Origin of the sequence: Azospirillum sp. ST 5-10, assembly GCF_051225715.1 — a bacterium.
Taxonomy (GTDB): Bacteria; Pseudomonadota; Alphaproteobacteria; order Azospirillales; family Azospirillaceae; genus Azospirillum.
Map to the genome: position 1 here is coordinate 17,788 of NZ_JBPJSP010000016.1, position 23,452 is coordinate 41,239.

Here is a 23,452-nt window from a genome sequence, read left to right on the forward strand (position 1 = left end):
CCATGATCGATCTCTACCCGCTCGTCGGGCCCGTGCTGCGCCGTTTCGATCCCGAGACGGCCCACCACCTCTCCATCCTGTCCCTGGCCATGGGTCTCGGCCCGGTGGAGCGCGAGCCCGACGATCCGGTGCTGCGCACCCGGGTGTGGGGGCTCGATTTCGCCAACCCCGTCGGCCTCGCCGCCGGCTACGACAAGAACGCCCAGGTGCTCGGGCCGATGCTGCGCATGGGCCTGGGCTTCGTCGAGGCCGGCAGCGTGACGCCGCGCCCGCAGCCGGGCAACCCGCGCCCGCGCCTGTTCCGCCTGCCGGCCGAGGGCGCGGTGATCAACCGCATGGGCTTCAACAACGAGGGGCTGGAGGTCTTCGCCCGCCGCCTCGAGGACTGGCGCGGCAACGCCGGGCGCCCGCCCGGCGTGGTCGGCGCCAACCTCGGCAAGAACAAGGACACCGCCGACGCGGCCGACGACTACGCGCTGGGGGTGCGCCGGCTGGCGCCGCTGGCCGACTATCTCGTGGTCAACGTCTCCTCGCCCAACACGCCGGGCCTGCGCGCGCTCCAGGGCCGCGAGCCGCTGCGCGCCCTGCTCGGCCGCGCCCTGGAGGCGCGCGCCGCGACGGGCGCGACGCCGCCGCTGCTGCTCAAGATCGCCCCCGACCTGACGCCGGAGGACAAGGAGGACATCGCCGCGGTGGCGCTGGAGAGCGGCATCGACGGCCTGGTCGTCTCCAACACCACGATCGCCCGCCCGCCGTCGATCCCGGCGCGCTACCACGGCGAGGCCGGCGGCCTGTCGGGCCGCCCGCTGTTCGAGCCGTCGACCCGCCTGCTGGCGGAGATGCACGCCCTGACCGGCGGCTCGCTGCCGCTGATCGGCGTCGGCGGCATCGCCTCCGGCGCCGACGCCTACGCCAAGATCCGCGCCGGCGCCTCGCTGGTGCAGCTCTATTCCGCCCTGGTCTACGGCGGGCCGGGGCTGATCCGCGCCGTCAAGCGCGACCTGGCGCGGCTCCTCAAGGCCGACGGCTTCGCCTCGGTGGCGGAGGCGGTCGGCGCCGACCGGCGGTGACGCCAATTAACGGAGCGGCAAGGATCGCGCCGCACCCTGGCCGCCCGGAGCCACCACGCCGCCGCCACCCGCCATGACCGTGCTGACCCACGCCGTCTACGCGCTCGCCTATCTCGTCGCCGGCGCCTCGCTGGGCTGGGCCCTGCCCTACATGCGCCCCGACACCGACCCGATGGTCGGCTGGCTGGTCGGCGCGGTGGTGGTGCTGGGCGGCGGGCTGGTGCACGACGTGGTCAACCGGCTGGAGCGCGAACGCGGGCTGCGGACGCGCCTCGACCGGCTGCGCGACACGGTGGAGGCCATGAACGAGGTGCTGACCCGCCAGCACGCCGAGATCGGCCGCCTCGCCACCGCGCTGGAGGAGGCCCGCCGGTCCGACAGCGTCGTCCGCTACGACGCCGTGGTGCAGGAGGTGAAGCTCCTGCAGTCGCTGGTCAACCGCCTCTACGAGCGGCGCACCGCCGACGCCGCGCCGGCCGCCCAGGCCGGGTCGCGCCTGCCCCGCCCGGCGCCGCGCCCGTCCCGCCCGGCGAGCGGCGGCGCGCTCGCCCCGGCCGGAGCCCGCCCGCCGGACGAGGCCGGCGGCGAGCCGGCCGACGCCCCGCTCGACGACGCCTCGGTGCTGGAGGCGGTGCGCGACGCGCTGAAGGCCGACCGCATCGACATCTATCTCCAGCCGGTGGTCAGCCTGCCGCAGCGCAAGCACCGCTTCTACGAGGTGTTCTCGCGGGTGCGGGCGGCCGACGGCACGCAGATCCGCCCCGACCGCTACATCGCCATCGCCGAGCGCGAAGGTCTGATCGCCACCATCGACAACCTGCTGCTGATGCGCTGCGTCCAGCTGATCCGCGAGACGGAGCGGCGCCAGCACCACATCGGCTTCTTCTCCAACATCTCGCCGGCGACCTTGGGGGACGGCGAGTTCATGCGCCAGTTCCTGCAGTACATGGGACAGAACCAGACGCTCGTGCCCAACCTGGTGTTCGAGCTGGGCCAGGCGGACCTCGGCGCCGGCGAGGGGGCGACCCTGGCGATCCTCGCCCAGTTGGCGCGCCTGGGCTTCCGCTTCTCCATGGACCAGGTGCAGGACCTCGGCGCCGTCGACGTCGACTCGCTGGCCCGCCGCGACTTCCGCTATCTCAAGCTGGACTGCGGCCGGCTGCTCGAACCGGAGAACCGCGGCCGCGCGCCGGCGCTGCTGCGCGCCTGCAAGCAGCACGAGATCGACGTCATCGTCGAGAAGATCGAGACGGAGAACCAGCTCATCGAGCTGCTCGACGTCGGCGTCGATTTCGGCCAGGGCTACCTTTTCGGCGAGCCGCGGCTGTCGCGCAAGCCGGGCTGACGGAGCCCGCCGGCCGGCCCGGGGCTTTCCCTTCCTCCCCATCCATGCTTAAAAGGCGCGCCTCACCAACCCCAGGGCGCGGACCATGCACCTCGTACCGCAGATCGCCGGCATCTCGTCCATCGTCGACCGTTACGACGGGATGATCCTCGACCTCTGGGGGGTCATCCACGACGGCGAGCGCCCCTATCCCGGCGTCGCCGAATGCCTCGACCGGCTGACCGCCGCCGGCAAGCGGCTGTGCCTGCTGTCCAACGCGCCGCGGCGCACCGACGGCGTGATCGCCAAGCTGGAGGGGATGGGAATCGGGCGCGACCGCTACCGCCACGTCATGACCTCGGGCGAGGCGGCCTACGAGGCGATGCGCGACCGCGACGATCCCTGGCACGCGGCGCTGGGCGGCCGCCTCTACCATCTCGGGCCGGAGCGCGACGTCGACGTCTACCACGGCCTGCCCTACGCCGTGGCACCGGCCCCCGAGGAGGCCGACTTCGTGCTGAACACCGGCCCGCTCGACTTCGACGACGCGGCCGAGGACTACGATCCGGCGCTCCAGGCCTGCGCCGCCCGCGGCCTGCCCATGATCTGCGCCAACCCCGACCTGGTGGTGATGGTGGGGCCGCGGCTGGTGATCTGCGCCGGCACCCTCGCCGCCCGCTACGAAGCGCTGGGCGGCAGCGTGTTCTACCACGGCAAGCCGCACGCGCCGGTCTACGCCCGCTGCCTCGCCCTGATGGGGATCGCCAGCAAGCGCCGCATCCTGGCGGTCGGCGACAGCCTGCGCACCGACGTCGCCGGCGCCAACGCCGCCGGCATCGACTGCGCCCTCGTCACCGGCGGCATCCACCGCGAGGAGCTGGGGGGCGCCTGGGGCGCACCGGCCGATCCCGACCGCCTCGCCGCAGCCATCGAGGCTTCCGGCCACCTGCCGACCTGGGCCCTGCCGCGCCTCGTCTGGTAGCGCCGCGGAGCCGGCGCGCCGGCGCTCAGCGGCGGCCGCGCCGCTGCACCTCGTCGGGCAGGGGCACGGCGTCGGCCAGCGCCCGGTCGAGCAGGTCGGTCCGCGGCGACGGCCGGCCGTCGAGGTCCGGCTGTGCCGGCTCGCCCAGGCCGGGCGCGCCGTAGCCGCGGGCGGAGGGTTGCAGCGCCGCCCGGTAATAGCTGATGATGAAGACGCGGATGGAGGCCGTGAGGTTGGCGTCGCCGCGCCGCGCGTCGATCTGCGTGCACAGCTCGTTCAGCGTCAGATCCTCGCGGTCGCAGATGTCCTTGAGGGAGTCCCACAGCAGCGGCTCCATGCGCAGGCTCGTGCGACGGCCGCTGACCGTCACGTTTCGGCAGATCAGGGCCGGCTGTTCCTTCGCACCGCCTGAACCGGACATGATGCGCTGTGCCTTTGCGTCTACGATGCGGACCGGCCCGCATCCGCCGGCGCCTGGAGCTGAGCGGGGGCCTTCATCCCTATGTGTGCAGGATAGAACATCCGGCGTGTGCCTTCCATGGCGAATTCGACCGGCGGTCGCGCCGGCGACCGACGACACGAAGAATGCAAGGCCGTGCCGATTGTGCAGCGCGTTGTAGCTGCGCCGCCGCGCCCGCAGCATTCCGCCGGCGGCGGCAAATGCCCCTTCCAATCGATCCCGCAAGGCCTTACCAGTAGCCCGACCGGGGCCGCGCAGCCCCTTTTCGGACGCGGGAACGAGGTGGGCGATGCGGCGGCCGGCGGTGTGGGGAACGGCGGTGGCGCTGGCGGCCGGGCTGGCCCTGGCCGGTCCGGCGCGGGGCGCCGACACCGTGGCCGCCCCCGGCCCGGACGCCGTCCAGCACGCCGTCGACGGCGCGGTCCCCGATCTCTGGACGGTGGAGGACGTGGCGCTCGAACCCGCCGGCGCCGGCCAGGTGCGCTTCCGGGCCCGGCTGCGCCTGGCCCGGCCCACCTTCGCCGTCGACCTGCGCGACGGCCCCTTCACCTACATCCGCCCGGTCGCCGAGGCCGGTCTGGAGAAGACGCTGACCGGCACCGCGCGAACCGGCGACGCCGCCAAGGGTGAGCCGCCGGTGGTGCTGGCGCCCGACAACGCCGAGGTGCTGGACACCATCGGCCTGCCCGCCGGGGAACTGCCGGGGCGCACCGTCGTCGCCGGCACCGAAGAGGCCAAGGCGCTGGCCGAGCGCCGCGCCGAGGAGGCCGAGCGGCGTTACGCCGAGGAGCACGAGCGGCGCGAGCGCGAGGAGACCCTGCTGGCCGAACAGACGGCCGCCGCCGCCGCCGAGGCGCACCGCGCCGAGCTGGAGCGCCAGGCGGTGGCGGCGCGGGCCGAACAGATCGCCGATCTGCGGGCCAAGCTGCTGGGCAACGACCGCCCGGCGAAGATCGCCGCCTACGAGGCGGCGCTCGGCGGCAACGACCCGGCGCTGCGCGCGCTGGCCGTCGAGACGGCGCTGCGCAGCCGCGACCCGGTGCTGGCCGGGCTGGCGCTGCGCGACTGGATGGCGCGCAAGCGGACGATCCCGGTCCAGCTCTACGCCACGAAGGAGGAGCCGCAATCCGAAGCGGTGCTGCGGAACCTGGGGCCGCTGACGATCGAAATCGACTCCTTCAACCCGGTTTCCGGCAACGTCGTCGGCACCATGGGCGCGCCGGGCTACAGCATCACCCTGCCCTCCGCCGCCGCCGGCCAGATCGCCCAGACCGAGCTGACGCTGCACGCCTACGGCTGCGCGCTGACGGTGCGGCTGACCGAGCACTTGACCCTCGACGGCCTCTACCGCTGCCAGACGCTGCCCACGCTGGTGGCGCGGGTCACCCTGGATTGAGGGCGGCGAAGGTGCGCCGGCGTGGCCCCCTCCTGCTGGCGCTGGCGCTCGCCGTTCCGCTGGCCGTGGCGGCCGTCCCCGGCCGGGCGCAGGAGCCGCCGGACGGAGCGCGCTTCACGCCGCGGCCCCCGCCGACGCCGCTGCTGCCCAAGCTGACCCCCGTCCTGCCGCCGGACGCCGCCGCACCGCCGCCGGCGACGGCGCTGCCGCCGCCCGTGCTCGGCGCGCCGCTGGCGCCGGTGGCGGCACCGGCCGATGCGGCGCCGGCCGAACCGGCCCCGGCCCCCGCACCGGCCGCTCCGCCGCCGGCGCCGCCACCCGCCGCGCCGGCCCCGGCCGTAGCCGCCCCGGCGCCGCCGGTGCCGCCACCCCGCCCCGGCCCGCGCATCGCCGCGCCACGTCCGACGGTGAAGCCGGCGACCAAGCCGGCGCCCGGCCCGGCGGCACGGCCGGCGCCGGACAGGCCGGCGGCGCCGGCCGCGCTCCCGGCTCCGGCGGCGCCGCGCCCGTCCGCCACCCGCACCGAACGGTTCGGGACCGCGGCGCCGCCTCCGCCGCCGCCGACCGCCGCGACGGCGCCACCCCGCTCCATCGTGCCCCCCGCCGCCGTCCAGCTCGTCCCGCCGGTTCCGGCAGGACCGGCCGCCGCGCCGGTGCGGCCGGAACCGCCCCGTCCCGTGCCGCCGCCGGCCGCCGGCCCGGTGGAACGCGCGGTGGACGGCCGTCCGGTGTGGGTGACGCGCGAGGTGTGGGTGCGGGCGGCGCCGACGCGCGGCGCGGCGATCGTCGACGGCTTGGCGGCCGGCACCGCGCTGGAGGCGCTGCCCGGCGGGCCGGCGGGCTGGACGCGGGTGGCACGGGACGGCCGGCCGCTCGGCTACGTCTCCTCCGGCTTCCTCGGCGGGCGCCGGCCGGCGGCCGCGCCAGCCGGTGGCGATGCGGGGGGCGACCATGCCGGGGGCAAGGATGCGGCGGACGGCGACGGCGGGCTGTGCCAGGTGCCGGACGGCATCCCGGCGGCGCCGGCGCGCATCGTTCCGCCGGGCACCGTGGTGCGGGCGCTGACCGACGCCTACATCCGCGCCGCACCGACCTGCGGCGGCCGCGTGCTCGACGTGCTGGAGGAGGGGGACACGGTCACCGTCACCGGCGGCGGCGCCGACGGCTGGTACCGCATCCGCGGCCAGGGCTGGGAACGGGGCTACATCGGCGCCCGGCTGCTGGCCGAGGCGCGCCGGCGCTGACGGCCGCTAGAGCGGGATCACTCCAGGTGGAGGTGGAATCACCTGGAGTGTGAATCTTGCTCTAGCGCGCCCGCACGGTCAGCACGATCCCGGCGGCGATCAGGGCGACGCTGAGCAGGACGCCGGCGGTCAGCGGCTCGCCGGTGACGGCGGCGCTCAGCAGCAGGGCGGTCACCGGCACCAGGCAGACGATCTGCCCGGCCTGGGACGCCGGCATGACGGCCAGCGCCTTCGACCACCACCAGTAGCACAGCGCCGTGCCGATCACCCAGTTGAAGGCGAGCACGCCGAGCAGCGCGGGACTCCACGCCACCGCGCGCGCGTGCTCGGTCGCCAGGGCGAGCGGCAGCATCACCGCGGCGCTGGCGGCGATCTGCCAGAACGTCTGCGTCCAGAAGGGCGCGCGCCAGGGGCGGCGGCGGTACAGCGTCGCTCCCGCCGCCCAGCTCAGGGCCGAGGCCAGCAGCAGCCCGTTGCCGGCGAGCGCCCGGCCGTCGCTCCAGTCGACCAGCGCCGGGTTGAAGAACACCACGACCCCGGCGAAGGTCAGCAGCGCCCCGGCGGCGCGCAGGCCGCCGATCCGTTCGCCGGCGGCCAGCCAGCCCAGCGGCAGCGCCCACATCTGCATGGTGTAGGCGAGCACGGCCGCCCGCCCCGGCGGCACCACCTGCAGGCCGATGGCGCTGAGGCCGAGCATGGCGCCGATCTGCAGCACGCCGACCAGCGCCAACCCGGCGCGTTCCCCCGGCGGCGGCAGGAGCGGCGCCCGCACGACCGGCAGCAGCACGGCGACGGCGAGCGCCGCCCCGACGAAGCGCAGCGCGCAGAAGAGGAGCGGCCCGATGTCGGGCAGCACCGCCTTGATGAGCAGCCAGTTGCCGCCCCAGAACAGGACCACCGCGCCGAGCTGCGCGTAGGTCGCGGGGCCCGGCGCGGCGGCGGACCGCCCGGCGGCGCTCACGGGGCGGGCACGGCGGGCCGCGCCGGCGTCAGCCCGCCATTTCCGGCCGCCGCGTCGGCCGACCGTGGCCGGAGCGGGGCTGGCGGCGGTGCTGCGCCTGCGGCTGCGGCCGGCCGCCCTGGCTCTGCGGCTTCTTGCGCGGCGGGGCGTTGCCGGCCTGGCTGGCCAGGCGGTGGAGGTGGGCGACGGCGTCGTCGTGGAAGCCGTGCTCGGTGTGCACCGGGACGGCGCGGCGGATGGTCTTCTCGATGGCCCGCAGGTTGGCGACCTCGTCGGCGTCGCACATCGACAGGGCGATGCCGGCGGCGCCGGCGCGCGCCGTGCGGCCGATGCGGTGGACGTAGCTTTCCGGCTCGTTCGGCAGGTCGAAGTTGATGACGTGGGTGATGCCGTCGACGTCGATGCCGCGGGCCGCGATGTCGGTCGCCACCAGCGCCCGCACCCGGCCCTCGCGGAACTCCAGCAGCGCCCGCTGGCGGGCCGACTGCGACTTGTTGCCGTGGATCGCCTCGGCCCCCAGGCCGGCCTTGCGCAGGTGCTCGGCGACGCGGTCGGCGCCGTGCTTGGTGCGGGCGAAGACGATGGCGCGCTCGACCGTCGGGTCGCTCAGCAGCTCGACCAGGAGCGGCCGCTTGTCGGCGCGGTCGACGAACAGCACGCGCTGCTCGATGCGCTCGGCCGTGGTGGCCGGCGGCGCCACCTCGATCCGCGCGTGGTCCGGCTTCAGCAGGCTGCGGGCCAGGCCGGCCACCTCGTCGGGCATGGTGGCCGAGAACAGCAGGGTGTGGCGCTCGGCCGGCACCTGGGCGACGATCTTCCGGATCGCCGGGGCGAAGCCCATGTCGAGCATGCGGTCGGCCTCGTCCAGCACCAGGACCTCCACCGTGTCGAGGCGGATGTGACCCTGCGCCATGAGGTCGAGCAGGCGGCCCGGCGTGGCGACGAGGATGTCGACGCCGCGGGCCACCGCGGCGACCTGCGGGGTCTGCCCGACGCCGCCGAAGATGACGGTGCGGCGCAGCGGCAGGTGGCGCCCGTAGGTGCCGAAGCCGTCGGACACCTGCACCGCCAGCTCGCGCGTCGGCACCAGCACCAGGGCGCGGGTGGTGCCGCGGGCCGTGCGCTTGCGCTCGGCCATCAGCCGGTCGAGGATCGGCAGGGCGAAGGCGGCGGTTTTGCCGGTGCCGGTCTGGGCGAGGCCGAGCACGTCGCGGCCTTCCAGGAGCAGCGGGATGGCCTGCGCCTGGATCGGCGTGGCGGTGGTGTAGCCTTCCTCGGCGACGGCGTTCAGCAGCGGATCGCTCAGGCCGAGGGTCGCGAATTCGGTCATACTCTCTTTTCCTTGGCGCCCGGGAGGCGGGCGGAGGGCGACCGAAACGCGAAGGGTGCCGGACGGGCACCGACGACGATCGGTCTCGCGCCGGAGCGGCGCAGCAGGGTTCGTGAGGGACGGGGGTTGCGGTTGGGGTTGCGTCCGGCCGCGGCCGGCGGCTGCCACACATAAGCGAGCCGCGGGCGAATCGCAAGGGACCTCCGTGGCACGGCGCCGGCTGGCCTCCGGCGCCGCAGCGGCGTAGGATGGCGGCGCCGCAGAGGAGGCCGTCCATGAGCATCGACTTTCTGCTGACCTCGCTGATCGTCGTGGTGTCGCCGGGCACCGGCGTGCTGTTCACCCTGGCGGCCGGCCTGTCGCGCGGGGCGCGCGCCGGCGTGGTCGCCGCCTTCGGCTGCACGCTCGGCATCGTCCCGCACATGGCGGCGGCGATCCTCGGGCTGGCGGCGCTGCTGCACACCAGCGCGCTGGCGTTCCAGGCTCTGAAGGTCCTCGGCGTCGCCTACCTGCTCTACATGGCCTGGCAGACGCTGAAGGAGCACGGGGCGCTGCGCGTCGACCCGGAGGCGGCGCCGGCCTCCGCCGCCCGGACGGTCGGCGCGGCGATCCTCGTCAACGTCCTGAATCCCAAGCTGTCGATCTTCTTCCTGGCGTTCCTGCCGCAGTTCGTCAGCGCCGCCGATCCCCACCCGCTGGCGCGCATGGCCGAGCTGAGCGGCGTCTTCATGGCGCTGACCTTCGCCGTCTTCGCCGGCTACGCCCTGTGCGCCGCCGCCGTGCGCCGCCACGTGATCGCCCGCCCGCGGGTGCTGACCTGGCTGCGCCGCGGCTTCGCCGGCGCCTTCGCCGCGCTCGGGGCCAAGCTGGCCCTGGCGGAACGCTGAACAGCCACCCTGCGCCGGCGGCACAGGGGGCTGCATAGCCGAACGGTCTGCCCCCGTGCGGCAGCACACCTCCCGACGCCCCGCCCCGCCCGGGCGCGAAGCGGTGTAGGGTGGCCGCCATCCACCCAGCGTACGGAGAGCCCGCCATGCCCCATCCCGCCTTCACCCCCGGAGCCGTCGCCGTGGTCACCGGCGGCGCCGCCGGCATCGGCCTCGCCGCGGCCAAGCGGTTCGCCCGCCAGGGTCTGCGCGTGTGCATCGCCGACCTCGGCGCCGACCGTCTCGACGCGGCGGCGCGGGAGATCGCCGCCGCGGCACCCGGCGGCGCCGGCGACGTCCTGGCCCTGCAGGCCGACGTCGCGCGGGTCGAGGACCTGCGCCGGCTGGAGGCGGCGGTGCGCGAACGGTTCGGCGGCACCGACGTGCTGATGAACAACGCCGGCGTCCAGCCCGGCAGCGGCGTGTTCGGACCGGCCGAGGCCTGGGAGCGGGTGCTCGGCGTCAATCTCTGGGGCGTCGTCCACGGCACCCAGGTGTTCGTGCCGGGGATGATCGCCCGCGGCCGGCCCGGCGCGGTGATCAACACCGGGTCCAAGCAGGGGATCACCACACCGCCGGGCGACCCCGCCTACAACGTCGCCAAGGCCGGCGTGAAGGCCTACACCGAGGCGCTGCAGCACGAGCTGCGCAACACCGAAGGCGGCCGGCTGAGCGCCCATCTGCTGATCCCCGGCTTCGTCTTCACCGGGCTGACCGCCCGCGGCCGCGCGGAGAAGCCGGCCGGCGCCTGGACGCCGGAGCAGACGGTCGACTTCATGATGGAGCGCCTCGACGCCGGCGACTTCTACATCCTGTGCCCCGACAACGACGTGCCGCGCGCGCTCGACGAGCGGCGCATCCTGTGGGCGGCCGGCGACATCGTCGAGAACCGTCCGGCGTTGTCGCGCTGGCACCCCGAGTACGCCGCCGCCTTCGAGGCCTTCGTCCGCCGCGGCGGCTGAGCTACCCGGCCGGCGCGGCGCCGACCGCCGCCACCGCGGCGAACGCCGCGTCGACGGCGGCGGCCAGTGCCCCCAGCGTGCCGGCGTCCGCCCCCGCGGCGGCGGCCCGCTCCAGGTCGCGGGCGGCGGCGGCGAGCGGACCGGCGCCGGCGGTGCGGGCGGAACCCTTCAGGTTGTGGGCGCCGCTGCGCACCGCCGCGGCGTCGCCGGCCGCGACCGCGGCCCGCAGGCCGTCGAGGATGCCGCGGCCGACGGCGACGAACTCGTCGAGCATCGCCGCCGCCAGGCCGGCGTCGCCGCCGCACAGGGCGCGCAGGGCGGTCGGATCCACCGCCCCGACGGCCCCGACGGCCCCGGAAGCCCCGGCGGCGGTGACCGCCGGCGGCAGCCAGCGCTCCAGCACCGCGGCGAGACGGTCGAGGTCGAGGGGCTTGGCCAGCCAGCCGTCCATGCCGGCGGTGCGGAACCGATCGTCGCCGGCCGCGCCGTCGCCGACGTCGGCCGACACGGCGACCACCGGCAGGCGCCACCGCCCGCCCGCCTCCAGCGCGCGGATGCGGCGGACCAGGGCCAGGCCATCCATTCCCGGCATGTGGCAGTCGGTCAGCAGCAGCCCGTAGCGGCGCTCCCGCAGCGCCGCCAGCACCTCCTCGCCCGACCCGACGAGGACCGCCGCACAACCCAGCGCGTCGAGCTGGCGGGCGACGACCTTGCGGTTGGTGGCGTTGTCCTCGGCCACCAGGACGAGGCGGCCCTGCGCCGCCGCCGCCTCGATGCCCGGCGCCGGGGGCGCCTCCATGCCCGGCGCCGGGGGCGCCGCGGCGGCCGGCCGGACCGCCGGCGCGGGCGGCGGCAGGGCGAGGGAGCGGCCGCCGTCGTCCCGGAGCGGGCCGGCCGCCTCCGCCAGGGTCACCGCGACGCGGAAGGTGGAGCCGGCGCCGGGTGCGCTGTCGACGGCGATGGTGCCGCCCATCAGCGTGACCAGGCGCCGGCAGATCGACAGGCCGAGCCCGGTGCCGCCGTAGCGCCGCGCGGTGGAGCTCTCCGCCTGGGTGAACGGCTCGAACAGGCGCTCGCGCACCGCCGGCGCGATGCCGATCCCGGTGTCGCTGACCTCCAGCACGACGTGGGCGCCGGCCTCGTCCCGGCCGGCGAGGCGGGCCCGCACGGCGACGCGGCCCGCCTCGGTGAACTTGACGGCGTTGCCGCCGAGGTTGACGAGGATCTGGCGCAGCCGCAGCGGATCGCCGAGCAGCACCGGCGGGACCGCCGGATCGACCTCGGCCAGCAGGTCCAGCCCCTTGGCCCGCGCCGCCGGGACCAGAACGGCGGCGACGCCGTCGACGACGGCGGCGAGCGACAGCGGCACCCGCTCCAGCTCGAGGCGTCCCGCCTCGATCTTCGAGAAGTCGAGGATGTCGTCGATGATGCGCAGCAGCGCCGTCGCCGAGTCGCGCATCGTCGCCACGGCGTCGCCCTGCACCGCGTCGAGGGCGGTGCGCTCCAGCAGCTCCAGCATGCCGAGCACGCCGTTCATCGGCGTGCGGATCTCGTGGCTCATGGTGGCGAGGAAGGCGGACTTGGCGGCGGTCGCCTGCTCGGCCCGCTCCTTGGCCTCCTGCAGGTCGCGCTCGCTGTGCTTGCGCCGGGTGATGTCGTAGATCCAGGCGAGATAGGCCGGCCGGCCGTCCAGCCGCGTCGGGTCGCCCGACACCAGCGCCCAGAACTCCGACCCGTCGGCCCGGCGCATCCGCAGCTCGGCGTCGCGGATCTGGCGCTGCGCGAGGATCCAGGCGACCGACCGCGCCTGCTCCGGGTCGTCGGCGAACAGGCGGGCGGCCGGGCCGCCCAGCAGCGCCGCGCGGCCGACGCCCAGCAGGTGGGTCAGGCGCGCGTTGGCGAAGACGATCGCGCCGTCGGCGTCGAAGGCGCAGACGCCGACGGGGCTCGCCTCCAGGACCTCGCGCAGATGCTCGCGGCTTTCCGTCAGGGCGCGGGTGCGCTCCGCCACCCGCCGCTCGACGGCGGCGATGTGGTCGTAGGCGCGCAGCGCCGTCACCACCGCCGTGAACAGGCGCTCGGCCGACAGGTCGGCCTTGGGCGTGTAGTCGTCGATGTCGCAGTCGACGATCACCCGGCGCGGCGGCGCCTCGCCGGGCTGCCCGGTGCGCAGGACGATGCGGACCTCGCGGTTGCCCAGGTCCTCGCGGATCCAGCGGACCAGGGCGAGGCCGGCGCGGTCGTCCTCCATCACCACGTCGAGCAGGACCACGGCGATGTCGCGCCGCGCCGCCAGCACCGCCCGCGCCTCGCCGGCCGACGCGGCGGCGATCAGCTCCAGCGGCCGGCCGAGGAAGACGACGTCGCCGAGCAGCAGCGCCGTCATGGCGTGGACGTCCGGCTCGTCGTCGACCACCAGCACCGGCCACGGCGCGGCGGCGGTGGCCGCGGCGGCCGGCGCACGCTCCTCGGCGAAGGGGATGGCGTCGAACAGGGCCTCGGCGGCGGCGCGCGCGGTCATCGGACGGTCTTTCATGGCGATCGGCCCGGGGCCCGCCGCCACGGCAAAGGCCGCCTCAGCCCCGCTGGGGAGCCCGGCATGGCAGGCGCACGGTGAATGTGGCGCCACCACCGGGGGTGCTGTCAACGGCGATCCGACCACTTAACGTTTGTGTCACGAGATTGAAAACAATGTGCAATCCCAGCCCGCTGCCGCCGCTGCCGCGGCGCGTGGTGAAGAAGGGTTCGAAGATCCTCGGCAGGACGTCGGCCGGGATGCCGGCGCCGTCGTCGGCGAAGCGGATCTCCACCTCGCCGTCCCGCGGCATGCCGGCGCTCAGGGTCATGCGGCCGCCGCGCCGGCCGTCGTAGGCGTGGGCCAGCGCGTTCATCGCCAGGTTGGCGACGACCTGGGCCAGGGCGCCGGGATAGCTGTCCATCGCCAGCCCCTCCGGGCCGGTCACGGCGATCGCGTGTCCGCCCGGCTTCAGGTGCGGCCCCAGGGAGACGACCACCTCGCGCAGATAGGCGGTGAGGTCGAAGCGCCGCCGCTCCTCGCTGGTCCGGTCGACGGCGACCTGCTTGAAGCTGCGGATCAGCGCCGCGGCGCGTCCCAGGTTCTGCTCGATCAGGCGGGCGGCCTCGGTCGCGGCGGCGGCGTAGGCGGCCAGGTCCGAGCGGGTCAGCGTCTGCGCCTCCAGCGCCGCGGCGAGGCCGCCGGTCCGCCCCGACAGGTGGGTGGCGCAGCCGTAGGCGATGCCGACGGGGGTGTTGATCTCGTGGGCCACGCCGGCCACCAGCACGGCGAGCGACGCCATCTTCTCCGCCTGCACCAGGCTGGCCTGGGTGTCCCGCAGCTCGGCGTAGGCCTGCGCCTGCGCCCGGAGGGCGTCGAACATCTCCTCGGCCGCGCGCGCCTCCGCCGTCACGTCGGTGAAGGTGCGCACGAATCCGCCGCCCGGCGGCTCGGACCCCAGCGGCCGGGAGCGCACCTCGATCACCGCGCCGTCGGGCCGGCGCCGCTTGAAGGTGGTCGGGACGGTCAGCGCCTCGTCCCAGGCGCCGCGGGCGTCGGGATCGTCGGTCGGCTCCGCGAAGGCGCCTCTGGCCGCCTGATGGGCGACCAGCTCGGGATAGGACGCGCCGGCGGCGAGCCAGGCCGGATCGACGTCCAGCAGCTCGGCCGCCCGGCGGTTCGACAGGACCAGCCGCAGGCCGCCGTCCACCACGACCAGCCCCTGGTCGAGGGCGTCCAGCGCGGTGCGCAGGACGGTCCGCTCGCGCTTCGTATCCTGGTCGCCGCCGCGCGCGCCGGTCATCGCCCCGTCACCCTGCCCCGCCTCGGGACGGTTGTACTCCTGCCATGGGCATCGATTCAATTGTCGCATGCACAGTAAATGTGTTGAAAATATGCCGTGCGCCCGCCATAAGGAACACCGTTTGACAGTCGATGCAGCCACGACGACTTTGTTGCAACATCATGACACTTGCCGTCGTCGCCGGTTCACGGCGGACGGCGGGTGCGAACAGGGCGAGGATGCGATGGAGTTCCAAGCGCGCACGACACCGGAGGCGATCGAGGCACGACTGAACGGCCGGCTCGAGTTCGCCGACCACGAGCGGTTGCGCGACCTCGTGGCGCTGCTCGACGGGCCCGAGGCGCAGCGCTTCGTGGTCGACCTGTCGGACCTGACCTTCATCGACTCGGCCGGCCTCGGCATGCTGCTCATCCTCCACGAGGAGGCGGAGCAGAGGAACGTCAGGCTGGTCGTCCGCGATCCCCGCGGCGACGTGCGGCGCTCCATCGAACTGGCGAAGATCGACGAGATCCTGTCCATTGAGTGCTGAGGCGCCGCGCGGCGCGCGGGTGCTCTGCGTGCCGCCCGACCGCATCCCCGACGACCAGGCGGTGCGGGTCGCCGCCCGCTTCGGCCCGGCCGGCGGCGGGACGGCCCCCGCCGCCGGCATCGCCGTCCTGCTGCCCCACGGCTGCGACCGCGACCGGATCGCCGAGGCCCTGGCCGGCGATGCCTTCTACGTGGTGGAGCTGGGCGAGGACGGCGGGGCGCCGGGCGACTGGTCGGCGGTCCGCCCGGTCGAGCAGGGATTCTTCCTGTCGCTGACCACGGCGACGGCGTTCGGCATCCACATCGCCGTCCTGGTGTGCGACGCCCTGGGCCGGCGCGGCGTCCTCGCCATCGACCGCCGGGCGCCGGTGGAGCTGTGCCTGCACGAGGCGGTCGCCAACGCCGTGGTGCACGGCAACCTCGGCGTCGCCAGCGCCGCCCGCGACCATCCCGACGGCTTCCGCCACTACAGCCGGCTGGTGACGGAGCGCCTGGCCGACGCCCGCCTGCGCCAGCGGCGCACCGAACTCCTGGTGCGCTGGGACGGCGGCGGGCTGGAGATCGCCGTCGCCGACCAGGGCGCCGGCTTCGAGGCGGCGGCGGCCCCCGCGCCGGCCGGCGGCGCGGCCCCGTTCGGGCGCGGCCTGGTGTTCATGCGCACCTTGGCCCGCCGGGTCGCCATCAGCGACGGCGGACGCTGCACCACCTTGCGCTTCGACCGGTGACGGGGGGCGACATGGCGCTTTCGCTCACCGACAGCCGCGTGCTCATCGTCGACGACAACGCCTTCAACCGGAACTCCCTGGCGCTGGTGATCCGGCGCGCCGGCGTCGGCGGGATCGAGTTCGCGGCGGACGGCGAGGAAGGCCTGCGCAAGGTCGCGCGGTTCCAGCCCGACTTGGTGCTTCTCGACGTCGACATGCCGGTCATGGACGGGCTGGAGATGTGCCGCCGCCTGCGCCAGGAGCCCGAGCACGCCGAGCTGCCGGTGCTGTTCCAGACGGCGCTGGACGGCGACGACGAGCAGGTGCGCTGCTTCGAGGCGGGCGGCAACGACTTCATCTCCAAGCCGATCCGCCCCGGCGAGTGCGTCGCCCGCGTGCGCCACCACCTGGAGAAGCGCCAGCTCTTCGCCGAGCTGTCGACCTACCGCGCCCGCGTGCAGCGCGAGCTGGCGCACGCCCAGGCGATGCAGCTCTCGCTGCTGCCCGACCCGGTCCTGGTGGACGCCATCGGCCTGCGCTACGGCCTCGCCATCGCCGCCCATTTCGAGACGTCGTCGGAGCTGGGCGGCGATCTGTGGACGGTGCGCTCGCTGGACCACCGCCGGATCGGCGTGCTGGTGGCCGACTTCGCCGGCCACGGCATCACGGCGGCGATCAACACCTTCCGCCTGCACACCCTGATCGAGCGCATCCCGATGTCGGCCGAGAACCCGGCGGGCTGGCTGGTGCAGCTCAACGCCGCGCTCAAGGAGGTGCTGCCCGTCGGCCAGTTCGCCACCGCCTTCGCCGCCGTCCTCGACGTCGAGGCCGACACCCTGACCTACGCCGGCGCCGGCTCCCCCAACCCGGCCGTGGGGACGCGCGACGGCACGGTGCGGCTGCTCGATTCGGCCGGGCTCCTGCTGGGGGTCTCGCGCAAGGCGCACTACGTCAACCGCACCGTGGCCATGCCGCCCGGCGCCTTCCTGTTCCTCTACAGCGACGCCCTGATCGAGAGCCGCGACGCCGCCGGCGCCTGCTTCGGCCAGCCGGCGGTGGCCGATCTGGTGCGCGACGCCGCGGCCGACCGCGGGCGCCCGCTCGACCGGCTGCTCGACCGCTTCTTCGCGCGGGTCGGCCGCCCCTTGCGCGACGACCTCACCGCGGTGTGGATCGCCCGCCGCCCCTGACGAGGGCGGTCACCGCGCGAGCTGCCGGTAGAGGGCGGGCAGCGCCGTCGTCAGCCGGTTGGCGTGGGGGAAGATGGCGTAGGCGCCACGGCCGAACAGGGCCGGGACGTAGTCGCGCGCCTCGGCGTCGACGGTGATGCCGAACACGGCGACGCCGGCCTTGCGGGCGGCGCGGATGGCGACGCGGGTGTCCTCGATGCCGTAGCGGCCCTCGTAGTGGTCGACGTCGTTGGGCTTGCCGTCGGTCAGCAGGATCAGCAGCTTCTGGCGGTTCGGCCGCTCCGCCAGCCGGGCCGTCACGTGGCGCACGGCGGCGCCCATCCGGGTGTACCAGCCCGGGCGCAGCGCCTGGATGCGGCGGGCCACCGCCGGGCCGTGCGGCTCGTCGAAGTCCTTCACCGCCTGCACCCGCACCCAGTCGCGCCGGCGCGAGGTGAAGGTGAAGACGCCGTGCTGGTCGCCGCACGCCGCCAGCCCGGCCGACAGCGCCAGCAGCGCCTCCCTCTCCACGTCGAGGACGCGGCGGTTGTCGATCCAGCCGTCGGTCGACAGCGACACGTCCATCAGGACGGCCACCGCGAGGTCCGGCGCGCTGTTGCGCCACTGCCGGTAGACGCGGTCGCTGGCGACGCCGCCGGCCCGCCGGTCGGCGTGGCGGCGCACCAGCGCCGCCAGGTCCAGCTCGTCGCCGTCGGGCTGGCCGGGAAAGGCCTCGCGGCGCGGCCGCAGCGCCTCGAACTGGCGGCGCACCCGGCGGATGCGGCGGCGCGCCGCGGCGTCGGGCTCCCAGTCCTCGCCCTCCTCGGCGGCCGGCTCGGCGACGACGCGGCAATGGGCCGGCAGCAGGACGCGGCGCGACCAGTCCCACTCGGGGTAGGTGAAGGTCCCCGCCAGCGCCGCCGTGTCGGCCGCCGCCGGCGCCAGGTCCAGCTCCAGCTTCAGCCGGGTCGCGGCCTTGCGGTCGTGCCGGCCGACGGCGATCTCGTCGAGGTCGTCGGCCGCCCGCTTCGCCCCCGCCTCGTCGTCGTCGTCGACGGCGCGGTTGAGGTTCATCATCTCGGCGAGGCCGAGGATCTTCTCGAAGCGGTTGAGGATCAGCGGGTCGTCGCGCCGGGTCTGGTCGGTCGCGCGGCGCGCCGCCTTGCGGCGGGTGCCGTCGGCCGGGGCGGCCGGCGGCGCGCCGGCGCCGTCGTCGGCCGCCTCGGCCGCGGCCGGCGCGGGGTGGCGCGCCAGCGCCTCGCCCCACAGCGGCACCGGCAGGCCGGTGCGGTGGTCGCGCGGCGCCGTCCAGCGCTCCAGCGGCACCGTGTCGTCGAGCATCGCAGCGACGGCGGCCGGGTCGGCCAGCAGGGCCCGCACCGCCGCCTCCACCTCGGCCTCCGCCGGCGGCAGGCGGCGGACCGGGCGGATCGCCGCACAGGCGGCGGCCAGGGTGGCGTGGAGGGGGCGCAGCCCCGGCCAACGTCCGAGCGCCGCCAGGGTGGTGCGGCGGGCGTCGCGCAGGGCGGCGATCTCGGCCCGCAGCGGGTCGGCCGGCGGCGGCCCGCGGCGCGGTGCGGCGTGGGCGAAGAAGGCGGCGAGCCACTCGTACAGCGCCTCGTTCAGGGCGCGCTCGGGGAACAGGTCGATGACCGCCGGCAGCTCCAGCGCCTCGCCGTCGAGGGTGGCGCGGTCGACCCGCTCGGCGCCCAGCCCGACGCGTCCCAGCAGCGACAGCCGGTGGCCGGACGCCGCCTTGGCCCCGGCGCACAGCCGCACGCCGCGGTCGCCGCCGAGCCCGCGGAAGAACACCGCCAGGCGCGGCCGCAGCTCGGCCAGGGCCACCGCCGCCCCGGGATGGCGCGGGTAGCTGGCGCCGCGCTCGCCGACCAGGCGGTGCCACAGGCGGCCGACCGTCTCCTCCGGCTCGAAGAGGGCGAGCATGGGACGGCCCCCCTCAGCCGAGCGTGACCTGGGCGACGCGCACCAGCGCCAGGCGCACGTCGGGATCGTCGGTCAGCGGCTCGATCAGCGCCGTGCGGATGGCGCGCTCGGGATGGATGCCGGAGCGGACCAGGGTGGCGCAGTAGACGAGCAGGCGGGTCGACACGCCCTCCTCGAGGTCCTGCCCCTTCAGCGCGCGCAGCGCACCGGCGAGCTGGACCAGCGGCGCCACCCGGGACTCGGCCAGGCCGCTCTCGCGGGCGACCACGCGGGTCTCCAGGTCCGGCGCGGGGAAGTCGAACTCCAGGGCGAGGAAGCGCTGGCGGGTGCTCGGCTTCAGCGCCTTCAGGACGTTCTGGTAGCCGGGGTTGTAGGAGACCACCAGCATGAAGCCCGGCGGCGCGTCCAGCACCTCGCCGGTGCGGTCGAGCGGCAGCATGCGGCGGTCGTCGGTCAGCGGGTGGAGGACGACGGTGACGTCCTTGCGCGCCTCCACCACCTCGTCGAGGTAGCAGATGGCGCCCTCGCGCACGGCGCGGGTCAGCGGCCCGTCGACCCACACGGTGTCGCCGCCCTTGATCAGGTAGCGGCCGGTGAGGTCGGCGGCGGTCAGGTCGTCGTGGCACGACACGGTGTAGAGCGGCCGGCCCAGCCGGGCCGCCATGTGCGCGACGAAGCGCGTCTTGCCGCAGCCGGTCGGCCCCTTCAGCAGCAGCGGCAGCTGGTGCTGGAAGGCGTGGGCGAACAGCTCGCACTCGTCGCCCACCGGTTCGTAGAAGGGGACCGCGGCGTCGGCCGGGACGGCGGAAAGGACGGCCATGGGGGATTCCTGACTGGCTTCTCTGCCCTCCCCCGGCGCCGCCGGGGGAGGGTGGCGCCACAGGCGCCGGGTGGGGGCGAGGTTTCGCCGGGAGTGCCGGAGTTCGGACGGCGCGAGGCGGCACCGCCGGCCCTCGTGCCACACCTTGCCCCCACCCTCCCGCTTCGCGGGCCCCTCCCTCCCCCGGCGGCGCCGGAGGAGGGAGAGTATCCCTTACTCCGCCGGCTGCAGGCCGGCGCCCACGGAGGCGGCGGGCTTGCGCGCGCCGGCCGGGCCGAAGACGGCGTAGAGGAAGACCGCCACGCCGACCAGCACGACGGCACCGGACCCCAGCCGCATCCAGTAGAAGACGGCGATCTGGTCCTGCACCTCCATGTAGGACATGCCGAGCACCCGCTGCAGGTGGGTCTGCAGGACGCCGGCCACGGTGAGCGCGAAGGTCATGAAGGCCATGCCCGAGCTCATCAGCCAGAAGCTCCACATGTTGAGCACCTGGTTGTAGGGCGCGCTCCCGCGCAGATAGGGCATGGCGTAGGTGATGATGGCGAGGTTGATCATCACGTAGGCGCCGTAGAAGGCGAGATGGCCGTGCGCCGCCGTCACCTGGGTGCCGTGGGTGTAGTAGTTGATCGGCGACAGGGTGTGCAGGAAGCCCCACAGGCCGGCGCCGAAGAAGGCGAACACCGCGCAGCCCAGCGACCACAGGAGCGCCGCCTTGTTGGGGTGCTGCCGCCCGCCCTTGTAGACCATGGTGAAGGCGAAGACGACCATGGCGAAGAAGGGCGCCACCTCCAGCGTCGAGAAGATCGAGCCGATCCACTGCCAGAAGCCGGGCGCGCCGATCCAGTAGTAGTGATGGCCGGTGCCGAGGATGCCGGTGAACAGGGTCAGCGCGATGATGGCGTAGAGCCACTTCTCCACCACCTCGCGGTCGACGCCGGTCATCTTGATCAGCAGGAACGACAGGATGGCGGCCAGCACCAGCTCCCACACGCCCTCGACCCAGAGATGGACGACCCACCACCAGTACATCTTGTCGAGCGCCAGGTTGCCGGGGTTGTAGAAGGCGAACAGGAAGAACAGCGCGATGCCCCACAGCCCCATCAGCAGGATGTTGGTGATCACCGTGCGCCGGCCTTTGATGACCGTCATGGTGATGTTGTAGAGGAACAGCAGCGCCACGACGACGATGGCGGCCTTGATCCAGGTCGGCTGCTCCAGGAACTCCCGCCCCTCGTGGATGCGGAAGACGTAGCCGACGACCGCCGCCAGCGCGCCGAACATGAACAGCCCGAACTGCAGATAGGCCAGCTTGGGGCTGTGGATCTCGCGTTCCGCCTCCTCGGGCACGAGGTAGTAGGCGGCGCCGAAGAAGCCCATCAGCAGCCACACGATCAGGGCGTTGGTGTGGATCATGCGGACGATGTTGAAGGGCAGCAGCTCCGACAGGACGTTGGGCAGGACGTAGACGGTCCCCGCCAGCACGCCGACGAGCACCTGCACCAGGAACAGGACCATCGCGCCGGCGAAGTAGACGAGCGCGATCTTCTGGGTTTCGTATTTCATGGTCGACGCTCCTCAGCCGGACACGTGGGGCGGCCAGTTCTGGGTCTTGATCCGGCTGGTCCACTCGAAGAACGCAGCGAGATCGTCGAGTTCGGAGTCCGTCAGGTTGAACTGCGGCATCTGGCGGCGCCCCTCGATGCCCGAGGGCTGCGAGCGCATCCACGCCTTCAGCGCGTCGCGCGCGCCTTCGGGCTCGGTGTCGCCGCCGTAGCGGATCCAGACGTTCCCCAGCTCCGGCGCGAAATAGGCGCCTTCCCCCAGCAGGGTGTGGCAGTTGATGCAGGCGTGCTTCTCCCACACGTGCTTGCCGCGGATCACCGCGTCGTTCAGGGTCGATTCGTCGGTGCTGGTCGAGCGGATGTAGCTGTGGCTCATCGCCACCAGGGATACGAATACGACGCCGAAGAAAAGCGTGCCGCCGTAGAAGATGTTCCGCGCAGCCGCCTTGGTAAAGCGTTCCGTCATCGCGCGTTTCCTTTATGCATGGTCTTGCATGCGAAAAAGAGTGGCAGAGTCCCCGGATGGCGGCGGCCGCGGTCGCGGGAACCATCGCCTGGGGTGCGACAACAGTCCACAGGGGGGAGCGGACGGTCCTTGACGGTGGTCAAGCGGCCGCGGCCGGGCGGCGACGTACCGTGCACCCATGAATGCCGATTCCCCCGACCGAGTCATGGACGACGAACTCCGGCGCGCCCTCGCCCGCCTGCCGGTCCTCGCCCCCCTGGCGGCGGAGGACCGCGACCGGCTGCTGGGCTACAGCGCCGAGCGCCGGCTCGCCGGCGACGTCACCCTGTTCCGCGCCGGCGATCCGGCCGGCGCCGTCTTCCTCGTCCTGGAGGGGCGGGTCGTCCTCGACCCCGGCGGGACCGCGGCGGCGGATACCGCCGCCGAGCCGCTGGAAGCCGGCGACCTCGTCGGCACCGAGGCGCTGCTCGCCGGCGCACGCCGGGCGGCGACGGTCCGGACCCGCGGGCCGGCGCGGCTGCTGGAGATCCCCGCCCCGCCCCTCTCCGCCCATCTCGAGACCCGCTTCGAGGCGGTGCTGGCCCTGCTGGCCGGGGCCTCGGCGGGGTTGCGCGGCATGATCCACGAGATCACCGAGCTGAAGCTGCGCTCCACCACCCACCGCCTCGCCAACTACCTCCTCGGGCTGGCCGGTCCGGAGGGCGGCGGCCTCGCGCGGATCGTCCTGCCCTGCGAGAAGAGCGAACTCGCCGAGCGGCTGGGCATGAAGCCGGAAAGCCTGTCGCGCGCCTTCGCCAAGCTGCGCGCCCACGGCGTGCACAGCAGCCGTGGCGGCACCGTGGTGCTCAAGGAGCCGGACACCCTGCGGGCCTTCTGCGGCGGCGCCGGAAACGGCGCCGGAGACGAGGAGGCATGGCCATGACCTGCGCGCCGGGGCCCTACGGGCGGATCTGTCCGCTGCGGAGCGGGGGCGCGGGACGGCCGCGCTGCGCCGCCGCGGCGCGCGCCTGCCGCCGCCAGCGCCTCGACCCGGCGCAACTGGCCGAGCTGCCGCTGTTCGACGCGGTGCCGGCCGACGTCCTGCCCGACCTGCTGGGCGGCGCCGCGGTGGAATGGCTGCCCGCCGGCACCCTGCTGTTCGACGCCGGCGCCCCGGCCGATGCCTTCTACGTCCTGCTGGGCGGGCAGGTGAAGCTCTCCTCCCTCCTGGAGGACGGGCGCGAGAGCATCGTCGAGATCGTCGAGCCCGTCGCCACCTTCGCCGAGGCGGCGATGTTCGCCAGCGGCCGCTTCCCCGTCACCGCCGAGACCATGGCGGACTCGGCCCTGGTGCGGGTGCGGGCCGAGCCGTTCCTGGCCGGCCTGAACCGTCATCGCGCGGTGGCGGTGGCCATGTTGGCCGGCCTGTGGCGCTGGAACCGCCACCTCGCGCGGGAGATCCGCACCCTGCGCCGGCAGACCCCGCTGATGCGGGTGTGCGGCTTCCTGCTGTCGCTGGCACCGCAGGCGACGGGGGCAGCCGAGGTGGTGCTGCCGCTGCGCAAGGCGGTCATCGCCAGCCGGCTCGGCATGGAACCGGAAAGCCTGTCGCGCGTGCTGGCGCGCCTGCGCGCCCACGGCGTCGACAGCCGGCGCGACACCGTCCGCATCGCCGACGTGGCGGCGCTGCGCGCCCTGTGCGCCCCGGACGAACCGGGGCCGGACGCCGGCGCGGACGCGGCGGAGCGCCGCCGCGTGCCCGCCTGATCCGCGCTAAGGCGTCGCGGCACGGCCGCGGCACCAT

At 74.7% G+C, this 23,452-nt stretch carries 21 protein-coding genes; 12 read left to right on the forward strand and 9 right to left on the reverse strand.

Translation table 11 applies throughout. The features are described 5' to 3' along the window. Positions 1-2: 2 nt before the first annotated feature. The 3 genes from ACSBPG_RS18015 to ACSBPG_RS18025 all read left to right on the forward strand — a co-directional run bounded on the left by ACSBPG_RS18015 (position 3) and on the right by ACSBPG_RS18025 (position 3,376). A complete protein-coding gene (locus tag ACSBPG_RS18015) occupies positions 3-1,070 on the forward strand; it encodes a quinone-dependent dihydroorotate dehydrogenase (RefSeq protein ID WP_435538579.1) in 1,068 nt (355 codons plus the stop codon). Between the two features lie 73 nt (positions 1,071-1,143). Then, on the forward strand, positions 1,144-2,415 hold the full coding sequence (locus ACSBPG_RS18020) for an EAL domain-containing protein (RefSeq protein WP_435538580.1): 1,272 nt from the start codon (positions 1,144-1,146) through the stop codon (positions 2,413-2,415). Between the two features lie 85 nt (positions 2,416-2,500). Continuing rightward, complete coding sequence (locus ACSBPG_RS18025; RefSeq protein ID WP_435538581.1) at positions 2,501-3,376, forward strand: TIGR01459 family HAD-type hydrolase; 876 nt, start codon at positions 2,501-2,503, stop codon at positions 3,374-3,376. 25 nt (positions 3,377-3,401) lie between these two features. On the opposite strand, the gene ACSBPG_RS18030 is transcribed toward ACSBPG_RS18025, so the two are convergent. Further along, positions 3,402-4,019 carry a ribbon-helix-helix domain-containing protein gene (locus ACSBPG_RS18030; RefSeq protein ID WP_435538699.1) on the reverse strand — a complete coding sequence of 206 codons (618 nt, stop codon included), beginning with the start codon at positions 4,017-4,019 and terminating at the stop codon, positions 3,402-3,404. Between the two features lie 106 nt (positions 4,020-4,125). Between ACSBPG_RS18030 and ACSBPG_RS18035 the strand changes: the two genes are divergently transcribed. Then, on the forward strand, positions 4,126-5,232 hold the full coding sequence (locus ACSBPG_RS18035; protein ID WP_435538582.1) for a hypothetical protein: 1,107 nt from the start codon (positions 4,126-4,128) through the stop codon (positions 5,230-5,232). Between the two features lie 11 nt (positions 5,233-5,243). After that, on the forward strand, positions 5,244-6,476 hold the full coding sequence (locus tag ACSBPG_RS18040) for an SH3 domain-containing protein (RefSeq protein WP_435538583.1): 1,233 nt from the start codon (positions 5,244-5,246) through the stop codon (positions 6,474-6,476). Positions 6,477-6,537: 61 nt separating this feature from the next. Here ACSBPG_RS18040 and ACSBPG_RS18045 read toward each other — a convergent pair whose 3' ends face one another. Together ACSBPG_RS18045 and ACSBPG_RS18050 are read right to left on the reverse strand one after the other, a co-directional pair. Beyond that, complete coding sequence (locus ACSBPG_RS18045; RefSeq protein WP_435538584.1) at positions 6,538-7,437, reverse strand: DMT family transporter; 900 nt, start codon at positions 7,435-7,437, stop codon at positions 6,538-6,540. Positions 7,438-7,465: 28 nt separating this feature from the next. Beyond that, positions 7,466-8,767 carry a DEAD/DEAH box helicase gene (locus tag ACSBPG_RS18050; protein ID WP_435538585.1) on the reverse strand — a complete coding sequence of 434 codons (1,302 nt, stop codon included), beginning with the start codon at positions 8,765-8,767 and terminating at the stop codon, positions 7,466-7,468. A 275-nt stretch (positions 8,768-9,042) separates the two neighbouring features. Between ACSBPG_RS18050 and ACSBPG_RS18055 the strand changes: the two genes are divergently transcribed. Together ACSBPG_RS18055 and ACSBPG_RS18060 are read left to right on the forward strand one after the other, a co-directional pair. After that, positions 9,043-9,654, forward strand: coding sequence for a LysE family translocator (locus ACSBPG_RS18055; protein WP_435538586.1), 612 nt, complete (start codon positions 9,043-9,045; stop codon positions 9,652-9,654). Positions 9,655-9,800: 146 nt separating this feature from the next. Continuing rightward, complete coding sequence (locus tag ACSBPG_RS18060; RefSeq protein ID WP_435538587.1) at positions 9,801-10,655, forward strand: SDR family NAD(P)-dependent oxidoreductase; 855 nt, start codon at positions 9,801-9,803, stop codon at positions 10,653-10,655. 1 nt (position 10,656) lies between these two features. Here the strand turns inward: ACSBPG_RS18060 and ACSBPG_RS18065 are convergent, their stop codons facing one another. Together ACSBPG_RS18065 and ACSBPG_RS18070 are read right to left on the reverse strand one after the other, a co-directional pair. Continuing rightward, positions 10,657-13,176: an ATP-binding protein gene (locus tag ACSBPG_RS18065; protein WP_435538588.1), complete on the reverse strand. Its 2,520-nt coding sequence runs from the start codon at positions 13,174-13,176 to the stop codon at positions 10,657-10,659. A 55-nt stretch (positions 13,177-13,231) separates the two neighbouring features. Next, positions 13,232-14,473: an ATP-binding protein gene (locus ACSBPG_RS18070; protein ID WP_435538589.1), complete on the reverse strand. Its 1,242-nt coding sequence runs from the start codon at positions 14,471-14,473 to the stop codon at positions 13,232-13,234. Between the two features lie 223 nt (positions 14,474-14,696). Between ACSBPG_RS18070 and ACSBPG_RS18075 the strand changes: the two genes are divergently transcribed. Genes ACSBPG_RS18075 through ACSBPG_RS18085 form a run of 3 tightly spaced genes read left to right on the forward strand, consistent with a single transcriptional unit; the run spans position 14,697 to position 16,895 of the window. Next, positions 14,697-15,002, forward strand: coding sequence for an STAS domain-containing protein (locus tag ACSBPG_RS18075; protein ID WP_435538590.1), 306 nt, complete (start codon positions 14,697-14,699; stop codon positions 15,000-15,002). Then, positions 14,992-15,726 carry an ATP-binding protein gene (locus tag ACSBPG_RS18080; protein WP_435538591.1) on the forward strand — a complete coding sequence of 245 codons (735 nt, stop codon included), beginning with the start codon at positions 14,992-14,994 and terminating at the stop codon, positions 15,724-15,726. Before ACSBPG_RS18075 ends, ACSBPG_RS18080 begins: the two co-directional genes overlap by 11 nt. Positions 15,727-15,737: 11 nt before the next feature. Then, positions 15,738-16,895 carry a PP2C family protein-serine/threonine phosphatase gene (locus tag ACSBPG_RS18085; protein WP_435538592.1) on the forward strand — a complete coding sequence of 386 codons (1,158 nt, stop codon included), beginning with the start codon at positions 15,738-15,740 and terminating at the stop codon, positions 16,893-16,895. A 9-nt stretch (positions 16,896-16,904) separates the two neighbouring features. On the opposite strand, the gene ACSBPG_RS18090 is transcribed toward ACSBPG_RS18085, so the two are convergent. From ACSBPG_RS18090 to ACSBPG_RS18105, 4 genes are all read right to left on the reverse strand, one after another. Continuing rightward, entirely contained in the window at positions 16,905-18,818 is a 1,914-nt protein-coding gene (locus ACSBPG_RS18090; RefSeq protein ID WP_435538593.1) for a nitric oxide reductase activation protein NorD, read from the reverse strand. Positions 18,819-18,831: 13 nt separating this feature from the next. Continuing rightward, the gene (locus ACSBPG_RS18095) at positions 18,832-19,638 is read right to left on the reverse strand and encodes a CbbQ/NirQ/NorQ/GpvN family protein (protein WP_435538594.1); all 807 of its coding nucleotides are present in this window, start codon (positions 19,636-19,638) and stop codon (positions 18,832-18,834) included. Positions 19,639-19,851: 213 nt separating this feature from the next. Next, complete coding sequence (locus ACSBPG_RS18100; RefSeq protein ID WP_435538595.1) at positions 19,852-21,204, reverse strand: cbb3-type cytochrome c oxidase subunit I; 1,353 nt, start codon at positions 21,202-21,204, stop codon at positions 19,852-19,854. Positions 21,205-21,216: 12 nt separating this feature from the next. Next, complete coding sequence (locus ACSBPG_RS18105) at positions 21,217-21,669, reverse strand: c-type cytochrome (protein WP_435538596.1); 453 nt, start codon at positions 21,667-21,669, stop codon at positions 21,217-21,219. A gap of 205 nt (positions 21,670-21,874) precedes the next feature. On the opposite strand from ACSBPG_RS18105, the gene ACSBPG_RS18110 reads away from it, so the two are divergent. Together ACSBPG_RS18110 and ACSBPG_RS18115 are read left to right on the forward strand one after the other, a co-directional pair. Further along, entirely contained in the window at positions 21,875-22,591 is a 717-nt protein-coding gene (locus tag ACSBPG_RS18110) for a helix-turn-helix domain-containing protein (RefSeq protein WP_435538597.1), read from the forward strand. Beyond that, positions 22,588-23,415 carry a Crp/Fnr family transcriptional regulator gene (locus ACSBPG_RS18115; protein ID WP_435538598.1) on the forward strand — a complete coding sequence of 276 codons (828 nt, stop codon included), beginning with the start codon at positions 22,588-22,590 and terminating at the stop codon, positions 23,413-23,415. Before ACSBPG_RS18110 ends, ACSBPG_RS18115 begins: the two co-directional genes overlap by 4 nt. Positions 23,416-23,452: the final 37 nt, after the last annotated feature.

Bases quoted from the DNA above. Each gene is read 5' to 3' on its own strand.
- ACSBPG_RS18085 (WP_435538592.1), top strand. From the start codon at position 15,738: ATGGCGCTTTCGCTCACCGACAGCCGCGTGCTCATCGTCGACGACAAC.
- ACSBPG_RS18105 (WP_435538596.1), bottom strand. From the start codon at position 21,669: ATGACGGAACGCTTTACCAAGGCGGCTGCGCGGAACATCTTCTACGGC.
- ACSBPG_RS18015 (WP_435538579.1), top strand. From the start codon at position 3: ATGATCGATCTCTACCCGCTCGTCGGGCCCGTGCTGCGCCGTTTCGAT.
- ACSBPG_RS18025 (WP_435538581.1), top strand. From the start codon at position 2,501: ATGCACCTCGTACCGCAGATCGCCGGCATCTCGTCCATCGTCGACCGT.
- ACSBPG_RS18050 (WP_435538585.1), bottom strand. From the start codon at position 8,767: ATGACCGAATTCGCGACCCTCGGCCTGAGCGATCCGCTGCTGAACGCC.
- ACSBPG_RS18065 (WP_435538588.1), bottom strand. From the start codon at position 13,176: ATGACCGCGCGCGCCGCCGCCGAGGCCCTGTTCGACGCCATCCCCTTC.
- ACSBPG_RS18020 (WP_435538580.1), top strand. From the start codon at position 1,144: ATGACCGTGCTGACCCACGCCGTCTACGCGCTCGCCTATCTCGTCGCC.
- ACSBPG_RS18090 (WP_435538593.1), bottom strand. From the start codon at position 18,818: ATGCTCGCCCTCTTCGAGCCGGAGGAGACGGTCGGCCGCCTGTGGCAC.
- ACSBPG_RS18075 (WP_435538590.1), top strand. From the start codon at position 14,697: ATGGAGTTCCAAGCGCGCACGACACCGGAGGCGATCGAGGCACGACTG.
- ACSBPG_RS18070 (WP_435538589.1), bottom strand. From the start codon at position 14,473: ATGACCGGCGCGCGCGGCGGCGACCAGGATACGAAGCGCGAGCGGACC.
- ACSBPG_RS18030 (WP_435538699.1), bottom strand. From the start codon at position 4,019: ATGCTGCGGGCGCGGCGGCGCAGCTACAACGCGCTGCACAATCGGCAC.
- ACSBPG_RS18060 (WP_435538587.1), top strand. From the start codon at position 9,801: ATGCCCCATCCCGCCTTCACCCCCGGAGCCGTCGCCGTGGTCACCGGC.
- ACSBPG_RS18100 (WP_435538595.1), bottom strand. From the start codon at position 21,204: ATGAAATACGAAACCCAGAAGATCGCGCTCGTCTACTTCGCCGGCGCG.
- ACSBPG_RS18115 (WP_435538598.1), top strand. From the start codon at position 22,588: ATGACCTGCGCGCCGGGGCCCTACGGGCGGATCTGTCCGCTGCGGAGC.
- ACSBPG_RS18035 (WP_435538582.1), top strand. From the start codon at position 4,126: ATGCGGCGGCCGGCGGTGTGGGGAACGGCGGTGGCGCTGGCGGCCGGG.
- ACSBPG_RS18110 (WP_435538597.1), top strand. From the start codon at position 21,875: ATGGACGACGAACTCCGGCGCGCCCTCGCCCGCCTGCCGGTCCTCGCC.
- ACSBPG_RS18055 (WP_435538586.1), top strand. From the start codon at position 9,043: ATGAGCATCGACTTTCTGCTGACCTCGCTGATCGTCGTGGTGTCGCCG.
- ACSBPG_RS18095 (WP_435538594.1), bottom strand. From the start codon at position 19,638: ATGGCCGTCCTTTCCGCCGTCCCGGCCGACGCCGCGGTCCCCTTCTAC.